The organism is Pseudomonas sp. 3296 (assembly GCF_031456615.1).
GTDB lineage: Bacteria > Pseudomonadota > Gammaproteobacteria > Pseudomonadales > Pseudomonadaceae > Aquipseudomonas > Aquipseudomonas mucoides.
On the sequence record NZ_JAVDUY010000010.1, the window covers coordinates 269,541 to 294,542 of the forward strand.

Below are 25,002 nucleotides of genomic sequence, written 5' to 3' on the forward strand. Positions count from 1 at the left end.
GGGGAGTTTGTAAGCGAAGGAGCGAAAACGCGGGGGGAGATACAGTGAGACACACATCTCCAAATCAATGGAGATCAATTGTAGGAGTGAGCCTGCTCGCGATGGCGGTGTGTCAGTGCCATCAATGTTGAATGACACTCCGCGATCGCGAGCTGGCTCACTCCTACAGGGTTTTTAGTGCAGCTTCAATCGCGGCTCAGTCCCTCGCCCGATTTTGCTGCCCAGCATCAGCATCGCCGTTCGGAACGCCCCATACAGCGCCATCTGGTGCATGCGGTACAGCGACACGTAAAACATCCGCGCCAGCCAGCCTTCCAACATCACGCTGCCCGTCAGGTTGCCCATCAAGTTACCCACAGCCGAAAAACGCGACAGCGAGATCAACGAGCCGTAATCGGTGTACTTGTACTCCGGCAACGCCTTGCCCTCGATCCGCAGCTTCAGCGATTTGGCCAGCAACGATGCCTGCTGATGCGCTGCCTGAGCGCGTGGCGGCACATTGCGATCGGTACCCGGTTGCGGGCAGGCCGCGCAATCGCCGAACGCGAAGATGTTCTCGTCGCGGGTGGTTTGCAGGGTCGGTAGCACTTGCAGCTGGTTGATGCGGTTGGTTTCCAGGCCATCGATGTCCTTGAGGAAGCCCGGCGCACGAATCCCGGCGGCCCAGACTTTCAGGCTCGCGTTGATCACTTTGCCATCGGCGGTGATCAGGCTGTCGGCCGTCACTTCACTGACCGCCGCATTGGTCATGACGTTGACCCCGAGTTTCTCCAGGGTTTTATGCACAGGCCCGCCGATGCGTTCCGGCAGGGCCGGCAATACCCGTGGACCGGCTTCGATCAGGGTGATGTGCATGTTTTCCGGTTTGATCCGGTCCAGACCATAAGCCGCCAGTTCATGCGCTGCGTTGTGCAGCTCGGCGGCCAGTTCAACACCGGTGGCACCGGCACCGACGATGGCGACGCTGATCTGTTCGACCTTGTCGGTTTGCCCGGCATGGGCACGCAGATAATGGTTGAGCAGTTGCTGGTGGAAGCGTTCGGCCTGTTTGCGGGTGTCGAGGAACAGGCAATGCTGCGCCGCGCCTTGAGTGCCGAAATCATTGGTAGTGCTGCCGACCGAGATCACCAGCGAGTCATAACCCACTTCACGGGCGGGCACCAGTTCCAGGCCGGCTTCGTCGTAAGTGGCGGCCAGCTGGATTTTTTTCTGCGTGCGATCGAGCCCGCTCATGCGCCCCAGCTGGAACTCGAAGTGGTTCCATTTGGCTTGGGCAACATAGTTGAGTTCATCTTCGGAAGAGTTCAGCGACCCGGCCGCCACTTCGTGCAGCAACGGTTTCCAGATGTGGGTCAGGTTCGCGTCGACCAGCATCACACTGGCCGTGCCACGCTTGCCCAGAGTCTTACCCAGACGGGTAGCCAACTCCAGACCGCCGGCGCCGCCGCCGACAATAACAATACGATGGGACATGGGGATAACTCGCAAGGCTAAAAGAAATCGGTACGGTTATCCGAGCGAGCGCAAGGCAGCTCATAGCGTCAGGTAACTGATAAATCGGCTCAACAGGCCCAGGCCTATGGTCACCGCCAACACCACCACCAGGAGCATCCACGGCCGGAAAGGCCGGCGCTCGACTTGGTGCTGGGACAAGTGCAGGTACTCTTCGACATGCTTTTGGTCGTCGGGGTTCAGGCGGCTGGTCATAAAGGCCTCGTCAGTAGACGTTGCTGAATGTGTAGAAGCTACAGGCAGATTTAACGCACGTTGAACGGAGCATAGCCGCTGTCCGGGATGGGCTCGACGCTCACCGTGTCGTCCAGTCGAATGATTCCACTTTGTATCACCCGAGCGGTGATTCCGCCATGGCCACGCACGGCTTGAAAGGTCCCGGGGCCGAGGTTGTTTTGCAGACGCGTGCAAGGCTGGCACCAACCGGTGGTTTCGAAAATCGCCTGACCGATCCGGAAGCGCCGGCCCTTGAGACTGAACAAGTTGATACCGCTAATAACGAGGTTGCGCCGCAAATCATCAGGTAAAACCGGTTGATCGTCCGGGCGCCCCATCAGCGAACTGATGACGGCCAAGTGTTCCCATTGAATCAATGTCACCTGCCGCGCGTTACGGATGCCGGGACGGGCTCGATCGCCAGTCAAACCGGCCTCGAGTCGCGCTTCCACTGCATCCAGTTCGATCATCGGTACATGAGGGGCCGGGCGCACGCCGATCCAGCGGACGCGGCCGGTTTGCGGGACTTGTGCGATCAATTCCTGGAGTGGGCTCACAGGCTGATTCCAACATCGAAGACGATGCTGCGCCCCAGGTTGCTGCGCAGGAAATCCGGCGCATCCGGGTGCGCGAACAGCACCCGGGCGAATGTCGGGCCGACCAGCGACAACGAACGCCAGCCCTGGCGCAAATATTCGGTGGGTGGCGGAAAATGGCTGTTGAGGTCCAGCACTTCACGCTTGAGGCTGGCGAAGGCGATGATGTCGAGCTCCCCCAGGTCCATGCCGCGTTCTTTGTAGTTGTGCGCTTTTTTGCGCAAGGTTGGCGCCAGTCGCAGTAAAAACTCATTGGCAGGGATGCGCTTAGGCTTGGCTTCGCGGCGCACCAACTGGCTCAGGGAAAACGCGCTGCGCCGACGTTGCAGCTCGTCGCGCCATTCGTCGTTCAGGCGGCGGCCCTCATCGAGTACGAAGAACACTTCGAAATTCGCCTCGCGAAACAACACATCCGGCGGCTCCCCGGCCGGGGCGAACTCGTCGGCGCGGTAGGAAATGTTCAGCCCTTGCAGCAGGCGCTGGCAGACCCAACGCTCACGCTCCCATTTGCGGGCATTGGAAAGGAACGCGTTGGCTTGCTCGGCCGCAATGGTCAGCAGGCGTAAATAATCTGAGTCATCCATAGGCCCAAGCTTAGCGTTCAAATGCGACAAGCAGAAACCGTTTACCGGCATTGGAGATCACTGGGCAGTCAGAATCGGCGGTGTAGACTGATGGCCATCATGCATAAGTGATAGGACAAGGGGTGAACGTGAAATATTGGCCGGTGTTGCTGCTCAGTTTTCTACCCGTGTGGGCCCAGGCGCTGGAGGTGGGTGAGCGACTGGCGCCCTGGACCCTGCTCGATCAGTTCGATCAGGCCTTCACGCTCGATAATCAGACTCAGACGCTGCTGGTGGCGCGGAGCATGGAAGCCGCCAAACTGGTTGAGGCTGCGTTGCAAGGCCAGCCCAAAGGCTATCTGGAGGCGCGGCACGTTGTATTTCTAGCGGACATCCAACGCATGCCACAGCTGATCGCGAAGATGTTTGCTATTCCGGCCATGCGCGATTATTCCTACAGGGTAATGCTGGACCGTGAGGGGCGCATAGTGCCGCGTTACCCAGGGGCGGTGGACAAGGTGCTGTGGCTGCAACTCAAGGCAGGCCAATTGGTGGCGCAACACGAATTCAGCACGGCCGCGCAGCTGCATGAGGCGCTGGAGAAGGTCCGGCCATGATCGGTGCCGAGCTGCTGTCACCCGAAACGCTGACGGTCGGCTGGCTGATCTATGTGCCCGTGCTGCTCTGGGCGATCTGGCGTGCGCCGTGGGTGGAGTTATTCACCGACAGTCGGCGCCAGCATTTGCTGTTCGGCACGGTGTTCGCGCTGTTTATGCTGTGGCTGGTGCGGCGGGATTTCGATACCGGCGTGTCTTATCACTTTATCGGCATGACGGCCGTCACGTTGTTGCTGGACTGGCCATTGGCAATCATCGGCGGCTTGATTGCGCAGTTCGGGCTGGTGCTGCTCGGGCGTCAGGACCTGATCGCCGTCGGTGTGAACGGGGCGTTGCTGATCTTGCTGCCGGTGCTGGTCACCGAGTGCATGGCCATCCTGGTGGAGCGCGCGCAACCGCGTAATCCCTTTGTCTATATCTTCTGTTCCGGCTTTTTTGCGGCGGCGCTGTCGGCGTTGTTGTGTCTGCTATTGGCGCTGTGGGTGCTGTGGTACGACGAAATTTTTGTCATGCCGTATTGGCTGGAAGATTTTGTCGGTTATCTGTGGCTGCTGATTTTTCCGGAAGCGTTCATCAACGGCATGATCGTCAGCGCGTTGGTGGTGTTTTGCCCGGAATGGCTGGAGACGTTCAATCGCACACGCTACCTGTCGGCCCCCTGGAAAGACGACGATCCGAGGTCTTGATCCACATCAAATCGGCTAACCGCCGGTCAACTCATGCTCGACCAAACCTTGAGGAGCATGGGCATGAGTGTGTACGAATGGGCAAGACAGGAACTGCGTCAGAGTCTTGAAGGGGCGCAGGAGGTGGGTTTTGATCCGGGGTTGAGCCTGCGCGCCTTGCTCAGCGCAGTGGTGCAACAAAGCAAGGCGGTGCGCAGTATCGAGGACCTGGCTGACGAGTTGCGCTTTCTCGCGGAAAACCTCGATGACGACCAGGATTACGGTTTTATGCGGCCCTGAGAAATCAGTGACGCGAGGCGAAATCTTCGCTGAACATTTCGTCTTCAGCGTCCGGGCTGACCGGAATCTTGTGTTCTTCCGATGCCCAGGCGCCCAGGTCGATCAGTTTGCAGCGATCCGAGCAGAACGGCCGAAATTTGTTCTCGGGGCTCCATTCGACAGGCGCGCCACAGGTTGGGCATTCGACGGTTGTTGGTTGGCTCATGACTGGCCTCCACGCAAAGTAAGGTAAAAGTGATGCAGGCGTTCGACCTCGCTGTGCAGCCAGGCGAGGTCGCGGTCGTTGACCACCACATCGTCGGCATGGCTCAAGCGGTCTTCGCGGCTGGACTGGGCCTTGAGGATCGCCTGGACCTGTTGCTCGCTGGTCTGGTCGCGCTGCAAGGTGCGTTCGATCTGTAACTGTTCCGGCGCATCGATCACCAACACCCGTTGGGTCATGGCGTATTGCCCGGACTCGATCAGCAGTGGCGAAACCAGAATCGCGTAGGGCGATTGTGCCTTGGCCAGATTGTGTGCGATTTCTTCACCGATCAACGGATGCAGCAAGCCTTCGAGCCACAAACGTTCTTTCGGCACCTCAAAAATCAGTTTTCGAAGAGCGGCACGGTCCAGTTGTCCGTCGGCTTGCAACACGCCGGGGCCGAAGTGTTCAGCGATGGCGGCCAGCGCCGGGCGCCCCGGCTCGACCACCCAGCGCGCCGCATGATCAGCGTCGACGACGTGGATACCGAGGTCGATGAAGTGTTGGGCGGCCGCGCTTTTGCCGCTGCCGATGCCGCCGGTCAAGCCGAGAATCCAGGGTTTTTGCACAGGGATATTCATTTCAAACCGACAAACTGCCAATAGAAGTCGGTTATTTGACCACCCCAGAGCAAGGCAATCCAGCCGGCAATCGCGAGATAGGGGCCGAAGGGAATTGGCGACGAGGTTTTCGCGTCGCGCAGGCGCAACAAAATCACCCCGAGAAGGGCGCCTACCAGCGATGCCAGGAGGATCGTCAGTGGCAAAATCTGCCAGCCGCCCCAGGCACCGAGCATGGCCAGTAACTTGAAATCGCCATGGCCGATCCCGTCCTTGCCGGTGAGCAGTTTGAACAGCCAATACACCGACCACAATGCCAAATACCCGACCACTGCCCCCCAGAGCGCCTCATGCAGTGAGACGAAAACGCCAAAGCTGTTGACGATCAACCCCAGCCACAGCAGCGGCAACACCAGCACATCCGGCAGCAGTTGGTGCTCGGCGTCGATCAGGCTCAGCGCCAGCAAGCCCCAGGTCAGGATCAGCACCGTGCAAGCCGGCCAGCCGAAACCGAAATGCCAGGCGATAAACCCCGAGAGCAGGCCGCAGGTCAGTTCGGTCAGGGGGTAGCGTTTGCTGATCGGTGCGGCGCAGCTTGAGCAGCGACCGCGTAAAAACAGGTAACTGAGCACCGGAATGTTTTCCCACGCGCGAATTCGATGGTCGCAGTGCGGGCAGTGGGAGTGGGGCAGCATCAAGTTGTAAGTCGGGCCCGGCACTTCGGGAGGCACGCCCAGCACGTCATGGGCTTGCAGCCGCCATTCGCGCTGGAGCATTTTCGGCAGGCGCCAGACCACCACATTGAGAAAACTGCCTATCACCAGGCCCACCGCCAAGGCGATGACCACGAAGTACGCCGGGTAAACCGTAAGGATTTCAGTCAATGGCATGTCAGATCGCTGAGCCGAGTTGGAAGATGGGCAAGTACATCGCAACCACAAGGCCCCCGACGATAACACCGAGCACGACCATGATGAATGGCTCCATCAGGCTGGTGAGGTTATCGACCATGTTGTCCACTTCGTCTTCGTAGAAGCTCGCGACCTTGTCGAGCATGTCGTCCAGCGCACCGGACTCTTCGCCAATGGCCGTCATCTGAATTGCCATGTTGGGAAAGATGCCGGACGTGCGCATGGAAAAATTCAGCTGCATGCCGGTCGACACGTCCTGCTTGATGCGCAACACCGCCCGTTTGAACACGATGTTGCCGGTGGCACCGGCCACTGAATCCAGTGCTTCGACCAGTGGCACGCCGGCGGCGAAGGTGGTCGACAGCGTACGGGCGTAGCGGGCCACGGCAGACTTGTACATCAGCGTGCCAATCAGTGGCAGTTTCAACAGCCAGGTGTCCAGCCAGTCGCGAAACCCCGGGGATTTCCTGAAGGCGTGACGCACGCCGAAAATGCCCGCGAACAACCCGCCGAGCATTGCCCACCACCACTGCTGCATGAATTCCGACAGGCCGATGACCATCACTGTGAACGCCGGCAATTGGGCCCCAAAGCCCTTGAACACCGACTCGAACTGCGGCACGACCTTGACCAGCAGAATCCCGGTGACAATGATTGCGACGAAGACCACCGCCAGAGGGTAGGTCATGGCTTTCTTGATCTTGGCCTTGAGGCTTTCGCTCTTTTCCTTGTAGGTCGCGACCCGCTCCAACAGGGTATCGAGGGCACCGGCCTGCTCGCCGGCGTCCACCAGGTTGCAGTAGAGTTCATCGAAATATTGTGGCTTCTTGCGCAGGGACGCGGCGAAGCTGTTACCCGCCGCCACTTCCTGTTTGACCTCGTCCACCAGCTTGCGCATCGCCGGGTTATCAAAGCCTTCGCCGATGATCTCAAACGACTGCAGCAGCGGCACGCCGGCTTTCATCATGGTCGCCATCTGCCGGGTGAACAGGGCAATGTCCTGAGCCTTGATGCGTTTGCCGAAACTGAAAAACGACGCGGATTTTTTGCGCACCTTGCCGGGGTTGATGCCTTGCTTGCGCAATTGGGCCTTGATCAACGCCGGGTTCTGGCCGCTCAACTCGCCGGTCATTTTCGTGCCTTTGCGGTCTGTGCCTTCCCAGGCGTAGACGCTGATTTTTGCTGCTTTGACCGCCATGTTCAGTCCTTGGTGACCCGGTTGATTTCTTCAAGGCTGGTGAGGCCGTGCATGGCCTTGATCAGGCCCGAGGTGCGCAAGTCGTTGAAACCGTCCTTGCGCATCTGGCTGTCGATTTCCAGTGAATTGCCTTCGGCCATGATCAGCCGTTGCAGGTCCTTGGTGTTCTTCACCACTTCATAAATCCCGACTCGCCCTTTGTAGCCGCCGTTGCACTGATCGCAACCGACCGGATCATAGATCGTGAATGAGCCGATGCGTTCCTCGGGAAAGCCTTCCTTGAGCAGCGTTTCGCGGGGAATCTCGATGGGTGTCTTGCAGTGACTGCACAATTTGCGCGCCAGTCGCTGGGCGATAATCAGGGTGACCGAGGTGGCGATGTTGAAGCCCTGAATGCCCATGTTGAGCAAACGGGTCAGGGTTTCGGCCGCGCTGTTGGTGTGCAAAGTGGACAGCACCATGTGCCCGGTCTGCGCGGCCTTGATGGCGATCTCGGCGGTTTCGAGGTCACGGATTTCGCCGACCATGATCACATCCGGGTCCTGGCGCAGGAATGAACGCAGTGCCTGGGCGAAATCCAGCCCTTGCTTGGGATTGACGTTGACTTGGTTGATGCCTTCCATGTTGATCTCCACCGGGTCTTCGGCGGTAGAAATGTTGATGTCGACGGTGTTGAGAATATTCAGGCCGGTGTAGAGCGACACGGTCTTGCCCGAGCCGGTGGGCCCGGTGACCAGAATCATCCCCTGTGGCTGCTTCAGGGCGGCCATGTACAGGTCTTTCTGGTCGGGCTCGTAGCCGAGGGCATCAATGCCCATTTGCGCGCTGGCCGGGTCGAGGATCCGGATCACCACTTTCTCGCCCCACAAGGTCGGCAGGGTATTGACCCGAAAGTCGATGGACTTGCTTTTTGACAGGCGCATCTTGATCCGCCCGTCCTGAGGTTTGCGCCGCTCGGAGATGTCCAGACTGGCCATGACTTTCAGCCGCGCCGCAATGCGGCTGGCCAACTGGATGGGCGGCTTGGCCACTTCGCGCAACATGCCGTCGGTGCGCATCCGCACCCGATAGGTTTTTTCGTAGGGCTCGAAATGCAGGTCCGAGGAGCCGCTCTTGATCGCATCGAGCAGCATTTTGTGGACGAACCGCACCACGGGGGCGTCATCGGCATCCTGCCCGGCGATGGCGTCATTTTTGATGTCGTCGACCGACTCGATGTCCAACCCATCAAGGTCAACGTCCGCCATGTCTTCGAGGCCGCTGGCGTGGCTGTCGAAGAATTTCTCGATGGCCTCGCTGAGCTTGTCGTCCTCCACCAGGATGGCTTCGGTGTTCAGCCCGGTGCTGAACTGGATGTCATTGATCGCTTGATGATTGGTCGGGTCGGAAACACCCACGAACAACTTGTTGCCGCGCCGCCAGAGGGGCAGGGCGTGGTGCTGGCGGATCAGTTTTTCGCTGACCAGTCCCTTGGGCTGGGTTTCCCTGTCCAGGCCATTGAGGTCGAGCAGCGCCATGCCGAAATGCTCCGAGGCGATCTCGGCGATCTGCCTGCTCTTCAACAGTTTGTTTTGCACCAGGTAACTGACCAGGGAGATTTTATTGCGCAGGGCTTGCTGATACGCATGTTGCGCGCTTTTGTCAGTGAGCAGCTCGGCCAGGACCAATTGCTTGGCCAGACCGCTAAGGGCGATGTCATTCATTGAGATACCGGACACAGGCAGTTCATGACTTATAGCCTAGTCAAGGACCCGAGCCCAACCAGCCGCGTTGAGGTGACAAAAAGTGTCAGATAGTGCGGTTAGTGGGTGTAGGAAAGGTCATTTGTTCGACCTGGCGCCCCGTCAGCAGGGGTTGTCGTGCTTGGCACGGCCTATGCTGGAGCTCTTTCAGATCATGAGATTCCGACTCATGCATGGAGCTTGTCTATGAAGACTCAGAAAGGTTTTACCCTGATCGAACTGCTGATCGTGGTGGCGATCATCGGGATTCTGGCGACGTTTGCGTTGCCGATGTATTCCAAATATCAGGCCCGGGCGAAGGTGACGGCCGGTCTGGCGGAGATTTCCGCGATGAAGGTGCCGTATGAAGATGTGATCAATCAGGGGACTGCGCCGACGGTTGCCAACGTTGCGCCGGCGGGTAATGCCACAACCAGCAACTGCACCGTTGCGGTGACCGGTACTGCGTCCACTGGCGCGGGCACGATTGTGTGCACAATTCTGAATGCACCGGCGCCAGTGCTGAGCAAGACCATTACCTTGACCCGCGATGCAACCAATGGCTGGTCGTGTACCAGCACCGCTCAACAGGACTATGTGCCTAAAGGTTGCACGGGTTCCGCTACCTGAAGGCTGACTTCCAGAACAGCCCCGCGTCCAAAGGACACGGGGCTTTTTTTTGCTTGCGAATGTCTTTCAGACACAGAAAAAAAGCCAAAAAATTCAGCGTGTTAGGAACTTTGTGAAAAGCCGCATGTTGCATGCAGAGATTTCCCGGGTCATGCATTTTGCATGATTTCGAAAATGGGCCTAATTTATAAGTTATTGATTTATAAAGATTTATTTGATTTGGTAAAGTTGGCACAGCGTTCGCAACATACTCAGTAACCCTGCTGAGAAGACAACCAGCAGACTTTCTAGAAAAACAGGAGTTACTCGTATGAAGAAGTTCGCTATCGCTGCCGCTACTGCTACCGCGCTGACCCTGACCATGGCCAACGTGGCATTCGCACAGACCACCACCACTCAAGCGCCAATGACCTTGGCTGCTGGTGAGGCTGCCAAGGTTGAGGAAGCTACTTCCGATACCTGGATCACGACCAAAGTCAAAAGCGACCTGCTGACCGAAAAAGGCATTCCTGGTACCGACATCAAAGTTGAAACCAACAAAGGTGTTGTGTCGCTGTCGTCCACTGTTGCAGTGACTGATTCCCAGAAAGCCACCGCCGTGGCGATCACCAAGAAAATCAAAGGCGTCAAAGCGGTCTCCGCTGACGGCCTGAAAGCCGAGTAAGGCAAGACTTCTCGCCTGGACCGGGAGAAGGTGTGGCAGACGGGCTGAGTAATACGCCTGCCGCTTCTTAGGAGTTCATGCGAACGGCCATAAGGATGTGGCCATTACAGGCCTCCGACATTCGTGTCGGGGGCCTGTTCTATTTGCGGCACCCAAAATAAAAATGTAGGAGCGATGAGTTCAGTTGCCGCGCTTGCTGGTGATCTGCGTCAGGCGATTCCCTTCAAACCGCAGGAACTGGTACATCCCGCCATTGGGCCCGTACGTCCATTCTTCCACCTGAAACTCTTCGCGTCGGTTGGCACTGCGTTTGTAGCCCAGCACATCGCGGCTGACCGGTTCACCGCACTTCTGCAGCACTTCGCTGGACCTGTCCCCAACGCTGATCAATTGACTGCCGCAGCGCAGCGTATCGGCCGCCGAGGCCTGGCTGGCAATCATCACCAGGGCCAGTCCCGTCAGCAATCGCCTCACGATCACTCCGCGTCCAGATGCAGCGGCGTTACCACCCGGCCATCACTTTCGGCTTCGCCAAGGTTGGCGTCGATGAAGTACACACGGTCATCGGCCAACTGACCCTTATCCACCAGATAGTCCTTGATGCTGCTGGCGCGCTCCTGCCCCAACTGACGCAACAGCACATCGCTGGAGCTCCAGAACTTGATCACGTCGGCGCGCATTTTCGCGGTGCGTTCTTCCTTGCCCAGGTCCTTCCATTCGGCTGGCGGCTGGGTCTTCAGGCGTGTGCGGTAGATGCCTTCCAGCAGCGGGCCTTTCTCGTTCTCCGGGACCTCAAGCAACGAAGCCTGGGCCGGCACCTTGTCGCCACGACGCTGGAGCATTTTGTAGTAGTTGTACTGGTATTCACGTTCCAGGCGTTGCTCGGCAATCAGCGGGCCGTCGCTGCTGGCGGCGGCCGTGCCTTCGATTTCCAGGCGCAGGGCTGGACGTTCCTTCAAGGCCTGGGACAGTTTGACCAGGGCGCTTTCAGCGTCCTTGCTCAAATCGCTTGAACCCGGCGCGAACGACACGGTGCCCAAGTCCTCGGAACCGCCGCCACTGACCAGTCCGCCAATCAGTTTGAACGGCGCAGCGGCCGCTTTGACGATCAGGTTGCGCAGGGTCTGCCAGACAATCGGCATGATGCTGAACTGCGGATTATTGAGGTCGCCAGTGACCGGCAACTCGATGGAAATCTTGCCATCGACATCTTTGAGCAAAGCAATCGCCAGTTTCAGCGGCAGGCTCACGGCATCCGGGCTGTCGACCTTTTCACCGAGTTGCAATTGCTCGATCACCACTTTGTTTTCGGCTTTGAGCTGGCCTTTGGTGATCAAGTAATGCACATCAAGATTGAGCCGGCCCTTGCGGATGCGATACCCGGCGAATTTGCCGGAGTAGGGCGTCAGCGTGGTCAGTTCCACCCGTTTGAAACTGGTGGCGATGTCGAGACTGGCCATTGGGTCGAACGGATTGACTGCGCCCTTGATGGTCACCGGCGCATAACGGTCAACCTTGCCCTTGACGTCCACGCTGGCCGGTTTCGCCTGACGGCTGTCGATGGTGCCGATCTGTCCGTTGAGCTGTTGGATGGCGGTGGCGAAGTTCGGTGTCAGGCTGAAGTCGGCGAAGTTCGCCGAACCGTCATTGATGGCAATGCCGCCGATGTGAATGCCCAGGGGTTTGTCTTTGCTGGCCGGTTTGGCCGCTGCGGTTTTGGCGCCGCTATCGGGCGGTTGCGGGATCAGCAGGTCATCGATGTTGGTGGTGCGATCATCGTTGATCATGAAGCGCGCATACGGCTGGAACAGGTTGACCTTGTCGATCGACAGGCTGTCGCCGTGCTGATAATTCAGGCCTTCGAGCACCAGTTGTTGCCACTTGAGGAAGTCGCGGGTTTTAAGGGTGTCGAGGGTGTGCAACTGATCGACCTGTGCACGACCGGTGACGCTGAACGCCAACGGCTCGGTGCTTTTCAGATCGACCGCCAGATCACTGCCGAGCATACCGCTGCGCAGTTCCAGGCGAATGAACGGGGTGATGTAGGACTGTGCGATACGCAGGTCAATGTCTTTGGTCTGTACCTTCAGTTTGGCGCTGATCGGGGCGAGATTGACCACGCCGTCTGCCAGGAGCTTGCCCTGTTTGCCCACGCCGGTGTCGAGCTTGAGATTGAAAGGTGAGCCATTAAGGCTGTCGAAGTTCTGCAAGTCCAGGTTCAACGGGCCGACTTCCAGCGCTACGGGGGGCTGCGCCTTGCGGTCGGCCAGGTGCACCTGGTAATTGCGCAGCTGCACGTCTTTGAGCAGCACCTGCCACGGTTTGCTCGGTGGCGCCGGTTCCGGTTTGGGCGAGTCGGCTGCCGCTGGCGTACTGGCCGGTTCGGCCTTGGCTTTGGCGGCGGATTTGGACGGCTGGCTGGCGAACAGCTTTTGCCAGTCGAGTTGCCCGTCGGCTTCGAGGGCGGCCCAGGTTTCCAGTTTCTGGCTGCGAATCTTGCCGACCACCACTTGCTGCTTGGCCAGGTCGACCGTGGTTTCGCTGATGTCCAGTCGTTCCAGTTTCGCCAAAGGTCGGCCGTCCGGGGCCTTGATCGCGAACGGCGCGATGCTGACCGCAACGTTGTTCAGCAACAGTTCGGTTTCTTTGGACAGGTTGAGTTTGTAGTCGGTACTGAGGTTCATGATGCCGCTTTCGAGGTCCAGGGGCACGGCGTCGCGCACGTAGGGCCAGAAGGCTTTCATCTTGCCATCGGTGATTTTCAGCTTACCTTCGGAGGCGAGCGGGATCAGGCTGAAGTTGCCGGTCCAGTCGACCTGGCCGCCGTTGGGGCCGATGGCTACCAAGGTCATGTCGGCGCTGTCGTCGGGCAGAGTGCTGAGGTTTTTCAGCTCGAAGTCGAGTTTGTCGTAGAGAAATTCGATGGGTTCGCTGGGACGCGAGTCCTCGAAGTGCAACGCGCCGCCAGCGAGATTGATCCGGTCCACGCGCAGCGGAAATGGTTTTGCGTTCGGGTCGGCAGGTGTCGGTTCGCTCGCGGGCAGTTTGAACAACCCGAGCAGGTTGAGCTGGCCGTCCTTGCCAAAGAGGATTTCGGTCTTGGGTTTGTCCAGTTCGATGTCGGACAGATGCACGGCCTTGGTCCAGAGGCTGTCGACTTGCACATTGGCGTAGAGGCGTTCGAAGCCGATCTGCTCCTTGCCCGGTTCGCCGATGATCAGCCCCCAAAGGGTGACTTCAAGGCTGAACGGGTTGAGTTCGATCCGTTGAAGGTGGGCGGGCACCGTGGCGTAGTTGGCCAATTGCTGGTTGGCAACCCGCAACGCGATGCCCGGCAAAATCAGAAACCCCAGCAAGCTGTAGAGAGCCAGAGCAGTCAACAAGGCGCCGGTAGCGCGAATCAATCCTTTGGGCATGTGCGGCTTCATCTGTCTGAATCGGAGTGCCTTGGAGTATGGCACGCGATTGCGGTTCCGAAGTCATCACGCTTTATAGGAATTGTCTGAAAGTCAGGGCAACTATCAGAGCTGCAGGATCAGCGTTTTCAGCGGAGGTTGCTGATCCATCGACGGAAAATCCCCGCCCGGTTTCATCACGGTCCACTCGCGGACCGGTCGCCCGGCCTTCTCTGCGCAGCGCAATACCTGTTCGCGCCAATCGTCCATGCTGACCTTTGCCAGGTTGTTGCAGCAGATCAGTACGCCGTTGTCGGCGGTGGTCAGCAGCGCGGGTTTGAGCAGGCTCTGGTAGTCACGCAGCAGATCGACGGTGCCGAAAGCGCTCTTGGCCCAGGCGGGAGGGTCGAGCAGCACCAGGTCGTACTGACGCTGTTCCAGTCGCTGGTAGCTCGGCAGTTTCTGCCCGCGCCGTTGACTGATCGGCAGGCCCGCCAATTGGCGGATCGCCGGGAAGTAATCGGACTGGATGAATTGCATGGCGGGCAATTGTGGATTGAGCAGCCCGTTCTCGCGGCCGACCGCCAGGTTGCCTTCGGCGAAATCCAGGTTGCACACCTCACGGGCGCCACCGGCCGCCGCACTCAGGCCGACGCCACAGGTGTAGGCAAACAGGTTGAGCACACTTTTGTTTTGACTGTGCGCCTTGACCCAGCCGCGAGTGTTACGCAGGTCGAGGAACAGCAGGGGATCCTGGCCGGCGTGACGCCCGCGAACACGATAGTTCAGGCCCCATTCGTGGCCGACCAGATCCGCCAGTGCGGCTTCATCGGCGCGGTAGACCGTGTCTTCGCGGTCGATGCGTGAATTGCCCCGGGAGCGGTCGTTGTAGACCAGCAGGGTGTCGAGGCCCAAGTGTTGATTGATTGCCTCGTGCACTTGCAGCAGCGCATCGCGTTCCAGCGATTGGTGAAAGCTTTGCACCAGCAGTTGCGGGCCGTAGCGGTCGATGGTCAGGCCGCCGGCGCCTTCCTGGCTGCCGTGGAACAGGCGATAGCAATCGGTGCCTTGCTGATGCAGTTCGGCAAGCAGATCCTGGCGATGTTCCAGGGCGGCGCGCAGCGCCTGATTCAAGGTAGACATGCTGGGCGCCTTGCAGGAGGGAATTTGGCGCGGGAGTTTAACAGCATTGCACCTGTGGCGAGGGGGTGGTGTCAGGTGAGCAAACCCATCCGCCGCTTCGCCCGCTGCACCGAGCCATTACGCACCGCCCAGCGCAACATCGGCGCACTGCGATTGACGCTGGCGCGGATCAGTTTACGTTGCAGCGGGTTTTGGCTGACGCCCAGCATGTCACTGGCCCAGTCCGGCAAGAGATCAATCCCGGCCTGCATCATCAGCCCACCGAAAGGCTTGGCCAAACGGCTGGGCGAGGGCGCATTCAACAACAGTCGCAAGACCTCACGGCTGCGTTCATCGCACAGCAACTGTGGGCGAATCCGCTCAAGGTAATCAGCGATTTCCTGCCGAGATCGCGGAACATCCCGGGCGCCCAGTCGTTCCGCGACCAGGGCGATTTCCCCGTAATAACGGTCCTGATCGGCCAGGGACAAATGCGGATTGCGATAGCGCAAATGCGCGGCGAGGAAGTTGCTGACCTCGGCCACGTGCACCCACGTCAGCAGGTCCGGGTCGCTGGCCGCATAGGGGCGTCCATCCGGCGCGGTGCCGGTTACTTGCAAATGGATGGTGCGGACTTTCTCGATCAGCCAGTCGGCATCTTTGCGTGAGCCAAACGTGGTGCCGGAGATGAACTGCCCGGTGCGGCGCAGTCGACCGAGCATGTCCTCACGGAAATTCGAATGGTCCCAGACCCCGGCCAGGGCCAGGGGATGCAAGGCTTGCAGCATCAGCGCACTGATACCGCCGATGAGCATGCTGCTGAAATCGCCATGCACTTGCCAGCTCACCGAATTCGGACCGAACAAGCCCGGATCGCCCTTGGGATTTTCCAGGTCGAGCTTGCCGAGGGACAGACCGGTCAGGCTCATGACCTGGGTTTCGATGCGGGTGCGGATAAATTCCATGGCGACTCAGTGGCAAAGATGAAACGCGGCCGTTGCTGGCCGCGCGAAGCTTATTGATTAAGGCGTTTATCCACCAGGTCCTGGACAACGCTCGGATCGGCCAGGGTCGACGTATCTCCCAGGGTGTCCAGTTCGTTGCAGGCGATCTTGCGCAGGATACGCCGCATGATCTTGCCCGACCGGGTTTTCGGCAAGGCCGGAGCCCATTGGATCAAGTCCGGTTTGGCGAAGCTACCGATTTCCTTGGTGACGTGGGCCAGCAGTTCTTTCTTCAACTCGTCGCTGGGTTCGGTGCCGTTCATGGGCGTGACAAAGGCGTAGATGCCCTGGCCCTTGAGGTCGTGGGGGTAACCGACCACGGCGGCTTCGGCGATGCTGTCGTGCAGCACCAGGGCGCTTTCCACTTCAGCGGTGCCGATACGGTGCCCGGAGACGTTGATCACGTCGTCGATGCGCCCGGTGATCCAGTAATCGCCATCCTCATCGCGCCTCGCGCCGTCGCCGGTGAAGTAATAACCAGGGTAGGGTTTGAAGTAGGTGTCGACCATCCGTTGCGGGTCGCCGTAGACGCTACGGATCTGCGCCGGCCAGCTGGATTTGATCGCCAGCACGCCGCTGCCGGCGCCTTTGATTTCCTTGCCCGTTTCATCGAGCAACACCGGTTGCACGCCGAACATTGGCTGCGTGGCGCAGCCCGGTTTGATCCGTTGCGCGCTGACCAGCGGGCTGAGCATGATGCCGCCGGTTTCGGTCTGCCACCAGGTATCGACAATCGGGCAACGCTGTTCGCCGACCGCATTGAAGTACCAATCCCACGCCTCCGGGTTAATCGGCTCACCGACGCTGCCGAGTAATCTGAGGCTGGCGCGGGACGTTTCCTTCAACGGTTCCGGCCCTTCGCGCATCAGCGAACGCAACGCAGTGGGCGCGGTGTAGAAAATGTTTACGTGGTGCCTGTCGATGACCTGCCAGAACCGCGAGCTGGTCGGGTAACTCGGCACGCCTTCAAAGACCAGCGTGGTCGCGCCATTGGCCAGCGGGCCGTAGACGATGTAGCTGTGGCCGGTGACCCAGCCGACATCGGCGGTGCACCAGAACACTTCGTTATCACGGTAGTCGAGCACGTATTTGAAAGTCATCGCGGCTTGCAGCAGATAGCCACCGGTGGTGTGCAACACACCTTTGGGTTTGCCGGTGCTGCCGGAGGTGTAGAGGATGAACAGCGGGTCTTCGGCGTCCATCGGCTCCGGCGGGCAATCGTCGCTGACGTCGCGCAAGGCCTGGTGATACCAGAGATCGCGCCCTTCAACCCAATTCACTTTGCCTTGTGTGCGCTCGACCACGATGACGGTGCTGACGTTCGGGCAACCCTCCAGCGCCTTGTCGACTTTCTCTTTAAGCGGTACGAACTTGCCACCGCGCACGCCTTCATCGGCGGTGATCACGGTGCGGCAATCGGCATCGAGAATCCGGTCGCGCACCGAGTCCGGGGAAAAACCGCCGAAGACCACCGAATGCACCGCGCCAATTCGGGTGCAGGCGAGCATGGCGTAGGCGGCTTCGGGGATCATCGGCATGTAGATGCACACACGGTCGCCTTTCTTCACACCACGGCTTTTGAGCACGTTGGCCAGGCGGCAGACGTTGTGATGGAGTTTTTTGTAGGTGATCTGTGCGGATTCGGCGGGATCGTCGCCTTCCCAGATAATTGCGATCTGATCGCCGCGCTGTTGCAGATGACGGTCGATGCAGTTGTAGCTGACGTTCAGTTTGCCGCCGGCAAACCAGCTGGCTTCGCCGGTTTTCAGGTTATAGCGCTGAACGGTGTCCCACGGCGTGCTCCAGTCGAGAAAGCGCGAGGCTTGTTCGGCCCAGAACGTGGTGGGGTGCTCGATGGATTCGCGGTACAGGCGGTGATAGTCGTCTTGACTCAAATGCGCAGCCCGGCGGACGGCATCGGCTTTGGGGAACGTGCTGATATCGAACATGACGGTTCCTTATTCTTGTTTTGCGACAAGTAATAAAGATGCGCCGAGCGGTCAACGGGTTCAAGTCATACACAAAACAACTGCAGGAGTGAGCCTGCTCCCGATGGCGGTGGATCAGCCAACATTAATGTTGAATGACAAACCGTTATCGCGAGCAGGCTCACTCCTGCAGGGGGATGGTGTTGCCCACAGGGTTTATGTTTCAACCCTGTGGGCAAGGCGTCAGATCAACCGCGGTGACGGCCGCGGAAGTAGTTGATCAGGCCTTGGGTCGAAGCATCGTCAGCCGGGGTTTCTTCGCTGCCGACCAGGCGGTTGTAGACGCCTTTGCCCAGTTCTTTACCCAGCTCCACACCCCACTGATCGAAGGCGTTGATGCCCCAGATCACGCTCTGCACGAAGACTTTGTGTTCGTACATCGCCACCAGTGCGCCGAGGCGACGCGGGCTGATTCGTTCAACCACCAGCGTGTTGCTCGGACGGTTGCCCGGGATCACTTTGTGCGACGCCAGTTTCTTCACGTCTTCTTCGCTCATGCCTTTGTCACGCAGTTCGGCTTCCGCTTCGGCAAGGGTCTTGCCGAGCATCAGCGCCTGACTCTGCGACAGGCAGTTGGCGTACAGCCACTGGTGGTGGTCGGAGACCGGGTTGAAGCTGACGATCGGCACAATGAAGTCGGCCGGAATCAGCTGGGTGCCTTGGTGCAGCAACTGATGATAGGCGTGTTGACCGTTGCAACCGACGCCGCCCCAGATCACCGGACCGGTGTCGGTGGACACCGGGGAGCCGTCCTGACGCACGCTCTTGCCGTTGGATTCCATGTCCAGCTGTTGCAAGTGCTTGGTGATGTTGCGCAGGTAGTGGTCGTACGGCAGGATCGCGTGGCTTTGCGCGCCCCAGAAGTTGCCGTACCACACCCCGAGCAGGGCCAGAAGCACTGGCATATTCTGTTCGAATGGCGCGGTCTGGAAATGCTGGTCCATGGTGTAGGCACCGGACAGCAGTTCCTTGAAGTTCGACATGCCGATGGCCAGGGCAATCGGCAAACCGATGGCCGACCACAGCGAGTAACGGCCGCCGACCCAGTCCCACATCGGGAAAATATTTTCTTCGCGAATGCCGAATGCCACGGCGGCCGCATTATTGCTCGATACGGCGATGAAGTGACGATACAGCTCGGCTTCCGAACCGCCCTGGGCCAGGTACCAGGCGCGTGCGGCCTGGGCATTCTTCAGGGTTTCGAGGGTGTTGAAAGACTTCGATGACACGATGAACAGCGTGGTTTCAGCGCGCAGCTTCTGGGTCAGTTCGTGGAACTCACTGCCGTCGATGTTCGCCAGGTAGTGGCACCGCACGCCTTTCTGGGCGTAGGACAGCAGCGCCTCGGACACCAGCTCAGGGCCGAGGAACGAACCACCGATGCCGATGTTCACCACGTCGGTGATCGGCTTCTCGGTGTAACCGCGCCACAAACCGTCGTGGATGCGGCCCACGAGGTCGGTGATCTGGTTCAGCACTTTGTGCACTTCCGGCATCACGTTGACACCGTTGACCGACAGCTTGTCGCCCACCGGGCGGCGCAGTGCGGTGTGCAGGGCCGGACGACCTTCGGAGGCGTTGACGATTTCGCCTTCGAACAGCGATTTGATCGCGCCCTTGAGGTCGACTTCATTGGCCAGGCCCACCAGCAGGTTGCGGGTCTCGGCGTTGATCAGGTTTTTCGAGTAATCGAGAAACAGCCCGCAGCTGCTCAGGGTGAATTGGGTGAAGCGCTGCGGGTCGGCATTAAAGGCTTCGCGCATGCTGAAATCCTGCATGGCTTGGCGGTGATCATTCAACGCCTGCCAGGCGGGCAGAGCGGTCACGTCGTGAGGAGTGCGGTAGTACGCCATCGCTGCGGGTTTCCTTTTTACTTGAACGGCTTTTTGAACACTAAAAATCCCGGAGCGCTGCGGGTCGGCGTCCGGTCAACTGCGTCGACACGATTTCATGGCGCAGGGCGAATACAGTAAACCCCGCGCCTTGATCTGTCTTGACTTTGTCTGACCTGTTTCCGGTACTTTTTTAACATCAAAGTTTGAAGCGGCCGACAAACGGAAAAAAGACAGGGCAACGGCTCGATCAGGCGACCTGGACCGGAATGGCATTGCTGGTGTGGCTCAGTTCATTGCCTGGTGCCATGTAGAGCATGCGCGGCTTGAAGTTGAGCAGCTCGGCTTCGCTGTAATGAGCGTAAGCGCAGATGATTACGCGGTCACCGACCTTGGCCTTGTGAGCTGCGGCGCCGTTGACCGAGATCATGCGCGAGCCTTCTTCGCCACGGATAGCGTAGGTGGTGAAGCGTTCGCCGTTGTCGACGTTATAGATCTGGATTTGCTCGTATTCGCGGATGCCGGACAAGTCCAGCCATTCGCCGTCGATGGCGCAGGAACCTTCGTAATCAAGTACAGCGTGGGTAACTTCGGCGCGATGCAGCTTGGCCTTGAGCATGATGGCGTGCATGAGTGTTTCCCCAGGTCGGAATCGAACGGCGGGCAGTTTGCCCGAAGGCTTTGGAGGCAGCAATACAGGGTGGAATCAGACGCAGATCCCTTGTAGGAGTGAGCCTGCTCGCGATAGCGGTATGTCAATCAACGATGATGTTGACAGATCCACCGCTATCGCGAGCAGGCTCACTCCTACAGGATTCGGTGTGAATCAGGCGAAGTCGTCGAGGTTCAGGTGCAGGTTGTCGATCAACCGCGTGGTGCCCAGGAACGCCGCAACCAGAATCACCAGGTCACGATCTTCCGGCGTCGCCGGGCGCAAGGTCAGCGCATGGCGAATCTCCAGGTAGTCGGTGCGCAATCCCGCGGCTTCGAGCTGCTTGATTTGCGCGTCGATCAGCGCCGGGAAATCCCGGTCACCCTGTTTGATCGCGTCGGCAATTGAACTCAGGGTGCGATAGACCACCGGTGCCACGGCACGCTGTTCTTCGCTGAGAAAGCCATTGCGCGACGACAGCGCCAGGCCATCGGCCGCGCGAACGGTCGGTTCGCCAATGATCTGGATCGGCATGTTCAGGTCATGCACCAGGGACTTGATCACAGCCAGTTGCTGATAATCTTTTTGGCCGAAGATCGCCAGGTCCGGCTGGACCATGTTGAACAGCTTGCTGACCACCGTCGCCACACCTTCGAAATGCCCCGGACGGCTGGCGCCGCACAGGCCTTCTGACAGCAGCGGAACGCTGACACGCGTCTGGCCGGCCATGCCGTCCGGGTACATTTCTTCAACGGTCGGCGCAAACAGCAGGTGACAACCGGCCTGGAGCAGTTTCTCCTGGTCGGCGGCGAGGGTGCGCGGGTACTTGTCGAGGTCTTCGCCGGCGCCGAATTGCAGCGGATTGACGAAAATGCTCGCGACCACAAAATCCGCCCGTTGGGAGGCTTTGGTAATCAGTGCAACGTGACCGCTGTGCAGGTTGCCCATGGTCGGCACGAAGCCGATGCGCTTGCCTTCGCTGCGGGCGCGGGCCACGGCGGCCCGCAGTTCGCGTACGGTTTTTACGGTGTTCATGCAGAGAATCCGTGTTCGATACCTGGGAAAGTCGCCGCTTTGACTTCAGTCACGTAAGCATTCAGGGCTGCTTGAAGGGAGGGCTGGCCGGTCATGAAGTTCTTCACGAATTTTGGCACGCGACCGGTAATCGACAAGCCGAGCATGTCGTGCAGGACCAGCACCTGGCCGTCGGTGCCACTGCCAGCACCGATACCAATGACCGGAATCTTCACGGCCTGGGTGATTTCTTCAGCCAGTTCGCTGGGCACGCATTCCAACAGCAGCATGGCGGCGCCGGCCTGCTCCAGCGAAATCGCATCGGCACGCATCTGCCGCGCCTGGTTTTCGTTACGGCCCTGGACTTTGTATCCGCCCAGGATGTTCACCGATTGCGGCGTCAGCCCCAGGTGCGCGCACACCGGGATGCCGCGCTCGGCCAGCAGGCGAATCGAGTCCGCCAGCCACAGTGCGCCTTCTACCTTGACCATGTGAGCACCGGCCTGCATCAACAGCGCGCTGTTGGTCATGGCTTGTTCGGTGGTGGCGTAGGCCATGAAGGGCAGGTCGGCGAGGATGAGCGCATCGGTGTTGCCGCGTTTGACGGCTGCGACGTGATAAGCCATCTCAGCAGTCGTCACGGGCAGGGTGCTGTCGTGGCCCTGCAAAACCATGCCGAGGGAGTCGCCCACCAGCAGCACTTCGACACCAGCCTCATTACAGGCGTGGGCGAAGGTCGCGTCATAGCAGGTCAGCATGGTGATTTTTTCACCTTTTTGCTTCAGACCTTGCAGAGTGGTCAGGGTGATGGCTGGCATGAAAAGTTCCTCATTCAGGCGCTGTGGAAACTACTGCGAGTAACGCGCGTGATTCTTCGTTAAATACAGGCGCACGGTCTGTTGTCGTGCTTTTAAGGCCTGGATTGCGCCCTTCAACGCCGTGTTGGCGGCAGCGGGACGCCTATAGTCGTGAGGAGAACTCGGGAAGTCAATTGCATGTGTTACCGCATTGTTACGACAGGGGTGTTACCGGGGTAACTGATGCGGTTCAGCAGCGGATTTTGTGTTCGACACAAAAACCAATGTAGGAGTGAGCCTGCTCGCGCCTACAGGGGGATAGGGTCAATTTGGGGGGAGGCGTTCCAGGCCGACGAACGGGCAGGCTACGAGTAAATCCTTCAGATTGCGGCCATCGGCCAGACGCAGATCCGCAGGCGCCAGTTCGGCCAGTGGGTACAGGACGAAGGCTCGTTCCTGCAGGTGGTAATGCGGAACCTTGAGACGAGACTCATCGATCAGTCGATCGCCAAACAGCACGATGTCCAGATCCAGCGTACGAGGGCCCCAACGCTCAAGACGCTCGCGCCCCTGCCCATTCTCGATGGCTTGCAGCGCATCGAGCAGGTCTAGCGGCGCGAGTGTGCTGTCGAGGGCGGCGACCGCGTTGGTGTAACGCGGTTGGCCGGGTAGCAGCGAGTCGCTTTGATAGAAAGCGGACACCCCGACCAGCTCGGTTTGCGGCAACCGCGCCAGCGCTTCGACGGCGCTGCGCAATTGTTCGGCGGGGTCAGCCAGATTGCTGCCCATGCCGATGTAGATGCGTTCCATGGATTACTCGCCCGAGACGCTCGGTGCGCCGGCGGCGCGTTTACGCTTGGCGCCACCGCTGCGGCGACGTTTGCGCGGTGCGCCGGTGCCGTCTTCCTTGCCGCTGAGGTCGCGGATCATGTCGCGACGTTCGCTGTCATTGGCGTCCTGATAATCCGTCCACCACTCGCCCAGGCCATCGGTCTGCTCACCGGCGCTTTCGCGCAGCAGCAGGAAGTCGTAACCGGCACGGAACCGCGGATTCTCCAGCAACAGATCGGCGCGCTTGCCGCTACGACGTGGCAGGCGCTCCTGCATGTCCCAGATTTCGCGGATCGGCATGGTGAAGCGTTTCGGGATGGCGATGCGTTGGCACTGTTCGGCAATCAGCTCGTGAGCGGCTTCCTGCATGGCCGGAATCGGCGGCATGCCACGTTCTTGCAGACGCAAGACGCGAGCCGGCAGGGCAGGCCACAACAGGGCGGCAAACAGGAACGCCGGAGTCACCGGTTTGTTCTGCTTGATGCGCAGGTCCGTGTTGACCAGCGCATCGCTGATCAGGGTGTGGGTGTACGTCGGGTTGTATTCGAGCGCCTCGGCACTGGCCGGGAACAGCGGATCGAACAACTGCAGATCGACCAGCATCTCGAAGGTGTCCGCGGCGTGGCCGGAGAGGAACAGCTTGAGCACTTCTTCGAACAGGCGCGCCGACGGGATCTCGCGCAGCATCGGTGCCAGTTCGCGAATCGGCGTGGCGCTGTGTTTCTCTATACCGAAATTCAGCTTGGCGGCAAACCGCACGGCCCGCAGCATCCTTACCGGGTCTTCCTGGTAGCGCTGTTTCGGGTCGCCAATCAGGCGAATCAGATGATTGCGGATGTCGTGTACGCCGTTGGCGTAATCGAGAATGCGCTCGCTGACCGGATCGTAATACAGCGCGTTGATGGTGAAGTCGCGGCGTTGCGCGTCTTCTTCCAGGGTGCCATAGACGTTATCGCGCAGGATGCGCCCGCTTTCATTACGGGAAGACTGGTTGCTGTCTTCTTCCTCGTCGTTTTGCGGGTGATTGGCGCGGAAGGTCGCCACTTCGATGATTTCGCGACCGAAGTGAATGTGCACCAGTTTGAATCGGCGACCGATGATCCGCGCATTGCGGAATTCGGCGCGCACCTGTTCAGGTGTGGCGCTGGTGGCGACGTCGAAATCTTTCGGCGTGATGCCGAGCAGCATGTCACGCACGCAGCCGCCGACCAGGTAAGCCTGGTAACCGGCGTTCTGCAGGCGTTCGACGATATTCACCGCGTAACGGCTGAATTGGGCCTTTTGCAGCGAGTGTTGGCCGCTGTTGAGCACTTCAGGCGTACTGCGAATGTGTTGCGTATGACGCTTGGGAGAACGGAATGACTGGAACAGCTTCTTCAGCATGGGATGCACTGTTTGAAGGAATGTTCGGCCATAACAGAAGAATGACCGCATGATGGGCGGGGATTCTAGCATTTAGTCGAGGGATGGTGTAGGACACAGCAGATATGAGCTGTAGGCCGCAGGCTTCAAGCGAAAAACAAAGCGGATTGGGGTAGGTTTTTCGAATCGTAGAAACTACAAGGGGAGCCGAAGCTCCCCAAGAAGTAGTTGCATGCTCTATTTTTATTATTGGTTTCGGGCTTTTTGTTTTTGTTAAGTGCCCTCGTCATGAAGCTTTTCCTTCATGACCCTCCCAATCGGGAGCCAAGAGCAAACGGATTGCTTTGGTCGCTGTGCTGCAGTGATCTTGCGATCCAACCAGTTCAGGCACTGTCTTAGGACAGTTTTTTATTATTCTCGGCCTGGTCGTGGGGCAAGCCCCAAATACAACGCCTCTCCAAAAGAATCAGTTAGCTGCGCCTCTCGCCGTCTTGTTTTTATTGTGCGTGAGTCGATTCGTCTTATTTTTATTATGTTATGCATTGCTTGTTATTGTTCTTGTACCAAACATATAGCAGGGTGCGTGCCAACTTTTGCGAACCCCAGTA

Annotated in this window: 25 protein-coding genes; 5 read left to right on the forward strand and 20 right to left on the reverse strand. The window is 59.1% G+C overall.

Features of this window, described 5'->3' with window-relative positions; translation table 11 throughout:
- Positions 1-174 precede the first annotated feature (174 nt).
- From J2X66_RS26985 to J2X66_RS27000, 4 genes are read right to left on the reverse strand one after another with little or no spacing between them, the layout of a single operon-like run.
- Positions 175-1,473, reverse strand: coding sequence for an NAD(P)/FAD-dependent oxidoreductase (locus J2X66_RS26985; RefSeq protein ID WP_027924176.1), 1,299 nt, complete (start codon positions 1,471-1,473; stop codon positions 175-177).
- A 60-nt stretch (positions 1,474-1,533) separates the two neighbouring features.
- Entirely contained in the window at positions 1,534-1,707 is a 174-nt protein-coding gene (locus J2X66_RS26990; protein ID WP_032833555.1) for a DUF3094 domain-containing protein, read from the reverse strand.
- A 50-nt stretch (positions 1,708-1,757) separates the two neighbouring features.
- Positions 1,758-2,285 (reverse strand): MOSC domain-containing protein, encoded by a 528-nt coding sequence (locus J2X66_RS26995; protein WP_310270770.1) that lies wholly within the window; start codon positions 2,283-2,285, stop codon positions 1,758-1,760.
- Positions 2,282-2,908: a DUF1780 domain-containing protein gene (locus J2X66_RS27000; protein ID WP_027924174.1), complete on the reverse strand. Its 627-nt coding sequence runs from the start codon at positions 2,906-2,908 to the stop codon at positions 2,282-2,284. The genes J2X66_RS26995 and J2X66_RS27000 overlap by 4 nt, the downstream gene beginning before the upstream one ends.
- A gap of 128 nt (positions 2,909-3,036) precedes the next feature.
- Between J2X66_RS27000 and J2X66_RS27005 the strand changes: the two genes are divergently transcribed.
- The 3 genes from J2X66_RS27005 (at position 3,037) to J2X66_RS27015 (ending at position 4,469) form a co-directional block, all read left to right on the forward strand.
- Positions 3,037-3,504 (forward strand): FAD/FMN-containing dehydrogenase, encoded by a 468-nt coding sequence (locus tag J2X66_RS27005; RefSeq protein WP_310270892.1) that lies wholly within the window; start codon positions 3,037-3,039, stop codon positions 3,502-3,504.
- A complete protein-coding gene (locus J2X66_RS27010) occupies positions 3,501-4,190 on the forward strand; it encodes an energy-coupling factor ABC transporter permease (RefSeq protein WP_310270774.1) in 690 nt (229 codons plus the stop codon). The genes J2X66_RS27005 and J2X66_RS27010 overlap by 4 nt, the downstream gene beginning before the upstream one ends.
- Before the next feature lie 63 nt (positions 4,191-4,253).
- The gene (locus tag J2X66_RS27015; protein ID WP_310270777.1) at positions 4,254-4,469 is read left to right on the forward strand and encodes a hypothetical protein; all 216 of its coding nucleotides are present in this window, start codon (positions 4,254-4,256) and stop codon (positions 4,467-4,469) included.
- Positions 4,470-4,473: 4 nt separating this feature from the next.
- On the opposite strand, the gene yacG is transcribed toward J2X66_RS27015, so the two are convergent.
- The 5 genes from yacG to pilB are packed head-to-tail and all read right to left on the reverse strand — an operon-like array spanning position 4,474 to position 9,085.
- A complete protein-coding gene (gene yacG, locus J2X66_RS27020) occupies positions 4,474-4,674 on the reverse strand; it encodes a DNA gyrase inhibitor YacG (RefSeq protein WP_310270782.1) in 201 nt (66 codons plus the stop codon).
- Complete coding sequence (coaE, locus tag J2X66_RS27025) at positions 4,671-5,294, reverse strand: dephospho-CoA kinase (protein WP_310270785.1); 624 nt, start codon at positions 5,292-5,294, stop codon at positions 4,671-4,673. The genes yacG and coaE overlap by 4 nt, the downstream gene beginning before the upstream one ends.
- Positions 5,291-6,163 carry an A24 family peptidase gene (locus tag J2X66_RS27030; protein WP_310270788.1) on the reverse strand — a complete coding sequence of 291 codons (873 nt, stop codon included), beginning with the start codon at positions 6,161-6,163 and terminating at the stop codon, positions 5,291-5,293. The genes coaE and J2X66_RS27030 overlap by 4 nt, the downstream gene beginning before the upstream one ends.
- Before the next feature lies 1 nt (position 6,164).
- Positions 6,165-7,382: a type II secretion system F family protein gene (locus J2X66_RS27035; RefSeq protein WP_310270791.1), complete on the reverse strand. Its 1,218-nt coding sequence runs from the start codon at positions 7,380-7,382 to the stop codon at positions 6,165-6,167.
- Between the two features lie 2 nt (positions 7,383-7,384).
- Positions 7,385-9,085 carry a type IV-A pilus assembly ATPase PilB gene (pilB, locus tag J2X66_RS27040; RefSeq protein ID WP_310270794.1) on the reverse strand — a complete coding sequence of 567 codons (1,701 nt, stop codon included), beginning with the start codon at positions 9,083-9,085 and terminating at the stop codon, positions 7,385-7,387.
- 225 nt (positions 9,086-9,310) lie between these two features.
- Between pilB and J2X66_RS27045 the strand changes: the two genes are divergently transcribed.
- Both J2X66_RS27045 and J2X66_RS27050 read left to right on the forward strand, forming a co-directional pair.
- Positions 9,311-9,733, forward strand: a complete 423-nt coding sequence (locus tag J2X66_RS27045; RefSeq protein WP_310270797.1) for a pilin — start codon at positions 9,311-9,313, stop codon at positions 9,731-9,733.
- A 310-nt stretch (positions 9,734-10,043) separates the two neighbouring features.
- Complete coding sequence (locus tag J2X66_RS27050) at positions 10,044-10,397, forward strand: BON domain-containing protein (protein WP_310270800.1); 354 nt, start codon at positions 10,044-10,046, stop codon at positions 10,395-10,397.
- A 180-nt stretch (positions 10,398-10,577) separates the two neighbouring features.
- Here the strand turns inward: J2X66_RS27050 and J2X66_RS27055 are convergent, their stop codons facing one another.
- From J2X66_RS27055 to J2X66_RS27105, 11 genes are all read right to left on the reverse strand, one after another.
- Positions 10,578-10,838, reverse strand: a complete 261-nt coding sequence (locus J2X66_RS27055) for a DUF2845 domain-containing protein (RefSeq protein ID WP_310270895.1) — start codon at positions 10,836-10,838, stop codon at positions 10,578-10,580.
- Positions 10,839-10,873: 35 nt separating this feature from the next.
- A complete protein-coding gene (locus J2X66_RS27060; RefSeq protein WP_310270803.1) occupies positions 10,874-13,825 on the reverse strand; it encodes a DUF748 domain-containing protein in 2,952 nt (983 codons plus the stop codon).
- A 93-nt stretch (positions 13,826-13,918) separates the two neighbouring features.
- Complete coding sequence (locus tag J2X66_RS27065; protein ID WP_310270805.1) at positions 13,919-14,935, reverse strand: class I SAM-dependent methyltransferase; 1,017 nt, start codon at positions 14,933-14,935, stop codon at positions 13,919-13,921.
- 71 nt (positions 14,936-15,006) lie between these two features.
- Positions 15,007-15,879: an oxygenase MpaB family protein gene (locus J2X66_RS27070; RefSeq protein WP_310270809.1), complete on the reverse strand. Its 873-nt coding sequence runs from the start codon at positions 15,877-15,879 to the stop codon at positions 15,007-15,009.
- A 50-nt stretch (positions 15,880-15,929) separates the two neighbouring features.
- Positions 15,930-17,867, reverse strand: coding sequence for an acetate--CoA ligase (gene acs / locus J2X66_RS27075; RefSeq protein ID WP_310270812.1), 1,938 nt, complete (start codon positions 17,865-17,867; stop codon positions 15,930-15,932).
- 227 nt (positions 17,868-18,094) lie between these two features.
- Complete coding sequence (gene pgi / locus J2X66_RS27080; protein ID WP_310270815.1) at positions 18,095-19,759, reverse strand: glucose-6-phosphate isomerase; 1,665 nt, start codon at positions 19,757-19,759, stop codon at positions 18,095-18,097.
- A gap of 229 nt (positions 19,760-19,988) precedes the next feature.
- Positions 19,989-20,369: an aspartate 1-decarboxylase gene (gene panD, locus J2X66_RS27085; RefSeq protein WP_003228271.1), complete on the reverse strand. Its 381-nt coding sequence runs from the start codon at positions 20,367-20,369 to the stop codon at positions 19,989-19,991.
- Between the two features lie 195 nt (positions 20,370-20,564).
- Entirely contained in the window at positions 20,565-21,425 is an 861-nt protein-coding gene (panC, locus tag J2X66_RS27090; RefSeq protein ID WP_310270818.1) for a pantoate--beta-alanine ligase, read from the reverse strand.
- Positions 21,422-22,222 carry a 3-methyl-2-oxobutanoate hydroxymethyltransferase gene (gene panB, locus J2X66_RS27095; protein ID WP_310270821.1) on the reverse strand — a complete coding sequence of 267 codons (801 nt, stop codon included), beginning with the start codon at positions 22,220-22,222 and terminating at the stop codon, positions 21,422-21,424. The genes panC and panB overlap by 4 nt, the downstream gene beginning before the upstream one ends.
- Positions 22,223-22,525: 303 nt before the next feature.
- A complete protein-coding gene (folK, locus tag J2X66_RS27100) occupies positions 22,526-23,011 on the reverse strand; it encodes a 2-amino-4-hydroxy-6-hydroxymethyldihydropteridine diphosphokinase (protein WP_310270824.1) in 486 nt (161 codons plus the stop codon).
- Positions 23,012-23,014: 3 nt separating this feature from the next.
- The gene (locus tag J2X66_RS27105) at positions 23,015-24,415 is read right to left on the reverse strand and encodes a polynucleotide adenylyltransferase PcnB (RefSeq protein ID WP_310270827.1); all 1,401 of its coding nucleotides are present in this window, start codon (positions 24,413-24,415) and stop codon (positions 23,015-23,017) included.
- Positions 24,416-25,002: the final 587 nt, after the last annotated feature.

Excerpts from the sequence above, each read along its gene's own strand:
- J2X66_RS27010 (WP_310270774.1), top strand. The coding sequence starts at position 3,501 with ATGATCGGTGCCGAGCTGCTGTCACCCGAAACGCTGACGGTCGGCTGG.
- panD (WP_003228271.1), bottom strand. The coding sequence starts at position 20,369 with ATGCACGCCATCATGCTCAAGGCCAAGCTGCATCGCGCCGAAGTTACC.
- panC (WP_310270818.1), bottom strand. The coding sequence starts at position 21,425 with ATGAACACCGTAAAAACCGTACGCGAACTGCGGGCCGCCGTGGCCCGC.
- J2X66_RS27060 (WP_310270803.1), bottom strand. The coding sequence starts at position 13,825 with ATGAAGCCGCACATGCCCAAAGGATTGATTCGCGCTACCGGCGCCTTG.
- J2X66_RS27035 (WP_310270791.1), bottom strand. The coding sequence starts at position 7,382 with ATGGCGGTCAAAGCAGCAAAAATCAGCGTCTACGCCTGGGAAGGCACA.
- panB (WP_310270821.1), bottom strand. The coding sequence starts at position 22,222 with ATGCCAGCCATCACCCTGACCACTCTGCAAGGTCTGAAGCAAAAAGGT.
- pilB (WP_310270794.1), bottom strand. The coding sequence starts at position 9,085 with ATGAATGACATCGCCCTTAGCGGTCTGGCCAAGCAATTGGTCCTGGCC.
- coaE (WP_310270785.1), bottom strand. The coding sequence starts at position 5,294 with ATGAATATCCCTGTGCAAAAACCCTGGATTCTCGGCTTGACCGGCGGC.
- J2X66_RS27065 (WP_310270805.1), bottom strand. The coding sequence starts at position 14,935 with ATGTCTACCTTGAATCAGGCGCTGCGCGCCGCCCTGGAACATCGCCAG.
- acs (WP_310270812.1), bottom strand. The coding sequence starts at position 17,867 with ATGTTCGATATCAGCACGTTCCCCAAAGCCGATGCCGTCCGCCGGGCT.
- J2X66_RS27045 (WP_310270797.1), top strand. The coding sequence starts at position 9,311 with ATGAAGACTCAGAAAGGTTTTACCCTGATCGAACTGCTGATCGTGGTG.
- J2X66_RS27000 (WP_027924174.1), bottom strand. The coding sequence starts at position 2,908 with ATGGATGACTCAGATTATTTACGCCTGCTGACCATTGCGGCCGAGCAA.
- J2X66_RS26990 (WP_032833555.1), bottom strand. The coding sequence starts at position 1,707 with ATGACCAGCCGCCTGAACCCCGACGACCAAAAGCATGTCGAAGAGTAC.
- pgi (WP_310270815.1), bottom strand. The coding sequence starts at position 19,759 with ATGGCGTACTACCGCACTCCTCACGACGTGACCGCTCTGCCCGCCTGG.
- J2X66_RS27070 (WP_310270809.1), bottom strand. The coding sequence starts at position 15,879 with ATGGAATTTATCCGCACCCGCATCGAAACCCAGGTCATGAGCCTGACC.
- yacG (WP_310270782.1), bottom strand. The coding sequence starts at position 4,674 with ATGAGCCAACCAACAACCGTCGAATGCCCAACCTGTGGCGCGCCTGTC.
- J2X66_RS27015 (WP_310270777.1), top strand. The coding sequence starts at position 4,254 with ATGAGTGTGTACGAATGGGCAAGACAGGAACTGCGTCAGAGTCTTGAA.
- folK (WP_310270824.1), bottom strand. The coding sequence starts at position 23,011 with ATGGAACGCATCTACATCGGCATGGGCAGCAATCTGGCTGACCCCGCC.
- J2X66_RS27030 (WP_310270788.1), bottom strand. The coding sequence starts at position 6,163 with ATGCCATTGACTGAAATCCTTACGGTTTACCCGGCGTACTTCGTGGTC.
- J2X66_RS26985 (WP_027924176.1), bottom strand. The coding sequence starts at position 1,473 with ATGTCCCATCGTATTGTTATTGTCGGCGGCGGCGCCGGCGGTCTGGAG.
- J2X66_RS27105 (WP_310270827.1), bottom strand. The coding sequence starts at position 24,415 with ATGCTGAAGAAGCTGTTCCAGTCATTCCGTTCTCCCAAGCGTCATACG.
- J2X66_RS27050 (WP_310270800.1), top strand. The coding sequence starts at position 10,044 with ATGAAGAAGTTCGCTATCGCTGCCGCTACTGCTACCGCGCTGACCCTG.
- J2X66_RS27055 (WP_310270895.1), bottom strand. The coding sequence starts at position 10,838 with ATGATTGCCAGCCAGGCCTCGGCGGCCGATACGCTGCGCTGCGGCAGT.